Source organism: Micromonospora sp. NPDC050795 (assembly GCF_044456785.1).
Lineage (GTDB): Bacteria > Actinomycetota > Actinomycetes > Mycobacteriales > Micromonosporaceae > Micromonospora.
Genome location: NZ_JBITGE010000020.1, coordinates 118,201 through 124,250, shown reverse-complemented (window position 1 = coordinate 124,250; position 6,050 = coordinate 118,201). Strand labels below are relative to the sequence as shown.

The window sequence follows — 6,050 nt, the reverse complement described above, 5'->3', positions numbered from 1 at the left end:
GGTGCCTCGCTCATCGGGTACCGATGCCATGCCGTCGACCCGGCCGGTCGCGGGGGGGGGGGGGGGCGGGGCGGGGGGGGGCGCGGGGGGGGGGCCGGGGGGGGGGCCCGCGCGGGGCCGCCGTCTCGGGTGTCGCTCACGTGGTTGTCTGCTCGCGGGTCTTCCGGGCGGTGTCGATCAGGTCCCAGACCACGATCGCGGCGGCGCCCACGGCGATGGCCAGGCCGATGCCGTCCCGGTTGTCGGCCTCCGCCACCCAGCTCAGGCGCTCGGCCAGGGCCGGGTTGAGCAGGCGGTCGGAGAGCGCGAGCCAGGCCAGCGGCACCGCGAACGCCAGGTCGAGCAGCACCTTCGTGCCGAACAGGGCCCACGTCCAGCGGTCGACCCGGTACTTCACGATTTCGAAGACCACACTGAGTGCCAGCACGCCGATCAGCGCCGGCAGCCAGAACGACCACAGGGCCGGGTCGAGGATCGCGATGTTCTCGCCGTCGGTGTCGCTCACCCAGGAGTGGTAGTGCTGAAGCGGCAGGTACGCGATGGTCAGCACCAACATGATCACGGATGCGATGGTGTCGGCGAGGGGGATGCCTCGTCGTACGGGCGCGTCGGGCAACTGGTCGACAGTCCACTCCGGCAGGTCCACGGCCGTCTGGGTGCGCTCGATGATGGCGAAGGTCAGTGTGAGCCAGAAGGCGATCTGCACCGCCACCTGCATTGCCACGACGATGCCGGGCCCGATGGCGCCGAAACCCTTCCCTTCCGCCGCCTCGACCACCGTGACGATCGTGCCGACGAGCGCCGGGATGAAGCTGAGCAGCAGCTTCAGCAGCCGCAGCCAGAGCAGGTAGTAGGTCGGGCCGATGAGCTGCAACCGGCGGTCGGCGTACCGGGCGGCCAGCACGTCGGGGTTGCCCAGCTCGGTGAGCACCTCCCGCTCGGCGGTGGTGGCGTCCTGCCCGCCATCGGTCCGGCCCTCGATCATGTCGTCGATGGAGGCCCGCAGCTCGTCGGCGATCTCGTCGCGGCGCTGGGCGGGCACCGATCGCAGGGTGGCGGCGAGGTAGCGGTCGGTCAGGGTGTTCATCGTTGCACTCCTTGGATCAGCCCGGTGACGGAGGTCTGCACGGCGGCGAGGTCGTCGAGGAGCCGGTTCAGCATCGACTCGCCCTCGTCGCTGGTCCGGTAGAACTTGCGCGGTCGGCTCTCTTCGGTGTTCCACTCGCTGGTCAGCAGCCCCTGGTCCTCGAGGCGGCGCAGCAGCGGGTAGAGGGTGTTGGCGTCGACCGGGAAGCCGTGGTCGCTGAGCCGTTGCAGCAGTGCGTAGCCGTAGTCCGGTCGACGCAGCGCGACCAGGCTGGCCACCACGACGGTGCCTCGACGCAACTCCTGTAGGTGCGTCCGTAGAACGTCCTCGCTAACCATGTGTCACACCATACTGTGTGGCACACAGTGTTGTCCACGCCGATATCATCGTGTCTGTTGGAGGTGTCGGCCGCGACTCGCGACCCCGCGCGGTGCCGGGGCGCGGAGGCTCTTCGCTTCCCTTTGCTCTGCACCTGCGGATGCGCCAGTGCGGCGCCGCGGGTGGGTGCCGCGGGGTGGTGCATATACGGCAGCAGAGCAAAGGGAAGCGCGCACGGCAGTGGCCCGGCGCTCGGAGGACGCCAGGCCGGGTGATCTACGTGGTGACGCGCTCGCCGCGTCGGGCGCCCTATTCGAAGCGGGACACGTCCCCGGCGCCCCGGCGCAGGACCTCCGGCTCGGGTCCGGACAGGTCGATCACGCTCGTCGGCTCGCTGCCGCAGTCGCCGGCGTCGAGCACCGCGTCGAGCTGGTGGTCGAGCCGTTCCTTGATCTCCCACCCCTGGGTCATCGGCTCGTCGTCGCCGGGCAGGACCAGGGTGCTGGACACCAGCGGTTCGGCCAACTCGGCCAGCAGCGCCTGGGTGACGGTGTGCCGGGGGACCCGCACGCCGACGGTCCGCTTCTTCGGGTGCAGCATCCGGCGGGGCACCTCCCGGGTGGCCGGCAGGATGAAGGTGTAGCTGCCCGGGGTGGACGCCTTCACCAGGCGGAAGACCGCGTTGCTGATCTGGACGAACTGACCGAGCTGCGCGAAGTCGTGGCAGACCAGCGTGAAGTGGTGCCGGTCGTCGAGGTGCCGGATCTGCCGGATCCGGTCCAGCCCGTCCTGGTTGCCCAGTCGGGTGCCGAGCGCGTAGCAGGAGTCCGTCGGATAGGCGACCAGCCCACCACCGCGGATCAGGTCGGCGACCTGGCCGATGACCCGGGGCTGGGGGTTCTCCGGGTGCACGTCGTAGTACCTCGCCATCCTCCGAGACTAGGCGTACGCGGGGAGGATCAGGAGACGAGGCCACCTCCGGCGCGGACGGTGGAGCCGCCGAGATCACCTCGGTAGGGTAGGTCCCGGTCGGCTCCGACCAACAAGATCCACACCGCCGGGGGGCGCCACGCATGGCTGATTCGTTCGCGCATCTGCACGTGCACACCGAGTACTCGATGCTCGACGGAGCGGCCCGACTCAAGGACCTGTTCGCCGAGGCCAAGCGGCTGGGCATGTCCGCTGTGGCGATCACCGACCACGGCAACATGCACGGCGCGAACGACTTCTACAACCAGGCGATGGCCGCCGGGGTGACCCCGATCCTGGGCGTCGAGGCGTACGTGGCGCCGGAGTCGCGCTACCACAAGGCGCGGGTCAAGTGGGGTCGCCCGGAGCAGAAGAGCGACGACATCTCCGGTAACGGCGCGATCACCCACAAGACCATGTGGGCGAAGAACGCGCAGGGCCTGAAGAACCTCTTCACCCTCAACTCGCGCGCCTCCATGGAGGGGCACTACGTCAAGTGGCCCCGGATGGACATGGAGCTGATCGCCGAGCACGCCGAGGGGATCATGGCCACCACCGGCTGCCCGTCCGGCGCGGTGCAGACCCGGCTGCGGCTGGGCCAGTTCGACGAGGCCCTCAAGGTCGCCGCCAGCTACCAGGACATCTTCGGCAAGGACAACTACTTCCTGGAGATCATGGATCACGGCCTCTCCATCGAGAGCCGGGTCCGCGAGGGGCTCACCGAGATCGCCCGCAAGCTGGACATCCCGCCGGTGGTCACGAACGACTCCCACTACACCCACGAGGCGCAGGCCACCGCCCACGACGTGCTGCTCTGCGTGCAGACCGGCAGCAACATCGACGACCCCAACCGGTTCCGGTTCGAGGGTGGCGGCTACTTCATCAAGAGCGCCGACCAGATGCGCGCGGTGGACTCGTCCGAGCTGTGGCAGGAGGGCTGTCGCAACACCCTGCTGGTCGCCGAGAAGGTCGACCCGAAGGGCATGTTCGAGTTCCACAACCTGATGCCGCGCTTCCCGGTGCCCGAGGGGGAGACCGAGGAGTCCTGGTTCCGCAAGGAGACCTTCGCCGGCCTGGGCCGCCGCTACCCGAACGGCATCCCCGAGGGGCACGTCGTCCAGGCGGAGTACGAGCTGGGCGTCATCAACCAGATGGGCTTTCCGTCCTACTTCCTGGTGGTCGCCGACTTCATCCAGTGGGCGAAGAACCAGGGCATCGCCGTGGGACCGGGCCGTGGTTCGGCCGCCGGGTCGCTCGTCGCGTACGCGCTGGGCATCACCGACCTGGACCCGATCCAGCACGGCCTGATCTTCGAGCGGTTCCTCAACCCCGAGCGGGTCTCGATGCCGGATGTCGACATCGACTTCGACGAGCGTCGGCGCGGTGAGGTGATCAAGTACGTCACCGACAAGTGGGGCGAGGACAAGGTCGCCCAGATCGCCACCTTCGGCACCATCAAGGCGAAGGCCGCGATCAAGGACTCGGCCCGGGTCCTCGGTTTCCCGTACGCGGTCGGCGACCGGATCACCAAGGCGATGCCACCGGCGGTGATGGGCAAGGACATCCCGCTCACCGGCATCTTCGACAACAAGCACCCCCGCTACGCCGAGGCGGGCGAGATCCGCGGTCTGTACGACTCCGACCCGGACGTCCGCAAGGTGATCGACACGGCCAAGGGCATCGAGGGGCTGATCCGGCAGACCGGTGTGCACGCCGCCGGCGTCATCATGTCCGCCGAGCCGATCATCGAGCACATCCCGTTGACGCGCCGCGACGCCGACGGGGCGATCATCACGCAGTTCGACTACCCGACGTGCGAGTCGCTCGGGCTGCTGAAGATGGACTTCCTCGGCCTGCGCAACCTGACGATCATCGACGACGCGGTCAAGAACATCGAGCTGAACCACGGCCGCAAGCTCGACCTGCTGGGCCTGCCGCTGGACGACAAGGCCGCGTACGAGCTGCTGGCCCGCGGTGACACCCTGGGCGTGTTCCAGCTCGACGGCGGGCCGATGCGGTCACTGCTGCGGTTGATGAAGCCGGACAACTTCGAGGACATCTCCGCCGTCCTGGCCCTGTACCGACCCGGCCCGATGGGCGTCGACTCGCACACCAACTACGCGCTGCGCAAGAACGGCCTCCAGGAGATCACGCCGATCCACCCGGAGCTGGAGGAGCCGCTGCGGGAGATCCTGGCGCCCACCCACGGCCTGATCGTCTACCAGGAGCAGGTGCAGCGCGCCGCGCAGATCCTCGCCGGCTACACCCTCGGTCAGGCGGACCTGCTGCGCCGGGCCATGGGTAAGAAGAAGAAGGAGATCCTCGACAAGGAGTTCATCCCGTTCCGGGACGGCTGCCGCGAGCGCGGCTACTCCGACGAGGCGATCCAGGCGGTGTGGGACGTCCTGGTGCCGTTCGCCGGGTACGCCTTCAACAAGGCGCACTCCGCCGCGTACGGCCTGGTCTCCTACTGGACCGCGTACCTCAAGGCGCACTACCCGGCCGAGTACATGGCCGGGTTGCTGACCAGCGTCGGCGACGACAAGGACAAGATGGCGCTCTACCTGGCCGAGTGTCGCCGGATGCGCATCCAGGTGCTGCCGCCGGACGTGAACACCTCGGCCGGGCCGTTCACCCCGGTCGGCAAGGACATCCGCTTCGGCCTGGCCGCCGTCCGCAACGTCGGGGCGAACGTGGTCGCCTCGATCATGCGCTGCCGGGAGGAGAAGGGCGAGTACGCCGACTTCTACGACTTCCTGTCCAAGGTGGACGCGGTGGTCTGCAACAAGAAGACGATCGAATCGCTGATCAAGGCGGGAGCGTTCGACTCCCTCGACCATCCCCGCAAGGGCCTGCTCGCGGTGCACGCCGACGCGATCGACGCGTACGCCGACGTCAAGCGCAAGGAGGCCGTCGGCCAGTACGACCTGTTCGGCGCCGGGTTCGGTGACGCGGACACCGGCAGCACCACGGTGATGCCGACCATCGGCGACAGCGAGTGGGACAAGCGCGACAAGCTGGCCTTCGAGCGGGAGATGCTCGGCCTGTACGTCTCCGACCACCCGCTGTTCGGTCTGGAGCACATCCTCAACGCGGCAGCCGACACCACCATCGCCTCCCTGGCCGAGGAGGGCGGGGTGCCCGACGGGGCGGTCGTCACCCTCGCCGGCATCCTCTCCGGGGTGCAGCGCCGGGTCACCAAGCAGGGTCGTGCCTGGGCGTCGGCCACGCTGGAGGACCTGGCCGGTGGGGTGGAGGCCCTGTTCTTCCCCAACACCTACGAGGTGATCGGGCAGTACATCGCCGAGGACGCCATCGTGGTGGTCAAGGGTCGGGTGGACCGCCGCGACGACACCCCACGGATCATGGCGATGGACATGTCCATGCCGGACGTCAGCACCAGCGCCACGAACAAGCCGGTCACCCTCACCATCCCGGTGCACCGCTGCACACCACCGCTGGTGGAGAAACTCAAGGAAACCCTGGTGCTGCACCCCGGCGACACCGAGGTGCACGTCAAACTCCAGAACGGCGGGCGCACCACCACCCTGCGGCTGGGTCCGTTCCGGGTGGCGGCGACAACCGCGCTGATGGGTGACCTGAAGAGCGTCCTCGGCCCGGCCAACGTGAGCTGAGCCGCATCGGTCCGGCCGGCCTGCGCCGGCCGGACCGCCGG

General features: G+C 68.8%; 4 protein-coding genes. 1 reads left to right on the top strand and 3 read right to left on the bottom strand.

Annotated elements, in window-relative coordinates:
• Nucleotides 1–136 precede the first annotated feature (136 nt).
• From ACIBEF_RS19285 to ACIBEF_RS19275, 3 genes are all read right to left on the bottom strand, one after another.
• The gene (locus ACIBEF_RS19285) at nt 137–1,087 is read right to left on the bottom strand and encodes a permease prefix domain 1-containing protein (protein WP_396794587.1); all 951 of its coding nucleotides are present in this window, start codon (nt 1,085–1,087) and stop codon (nt 137–139) included.
• Entirely contained in the window at nt 1,084–1,425 is a 342-nt protein-coding gene (locus tag ACIBEF_RS19280) for a PadR family transcriptional regulator (RefSeq protein WP_396794586.1), read from the bottom strand. The genes ACIBEF_RS19285 and ACIBEF_RS19280 overlap by 4 nt, the downstream gene beginning before the upstream one ends.
• Nucleotides 1,426–1,714: 289 nt before the next feature.
• Entirely contained in the window at nt 1,715–2,335 is a 621-nt protein-coding gene (locus tag ACIBEF_RS19275) for an L-threonylcarbamoyladenylate synthase (protein WP_396794585.1), read from the bottom strand.
• 143 nt (nt 2,336–2,478) lie between these two features.
• Between ACIBEF_RS19275 and dnaE the strand changes: the two genes are divergently transcribed.
• On the top strand, nt 2,479–6,009 hold the full coding sequence (dnaE, locus tag ACIBEF_RS19270) for a DNA polymerase III subunit alpha (protein ID WP_357225905.1): 3,531 nt from the start codon (nt 2,479–2,481) through the stop codon (nt 6,007–6,009).
• Nucleotides 6,010–6,050: the final 41 nt, after the last annotated feature.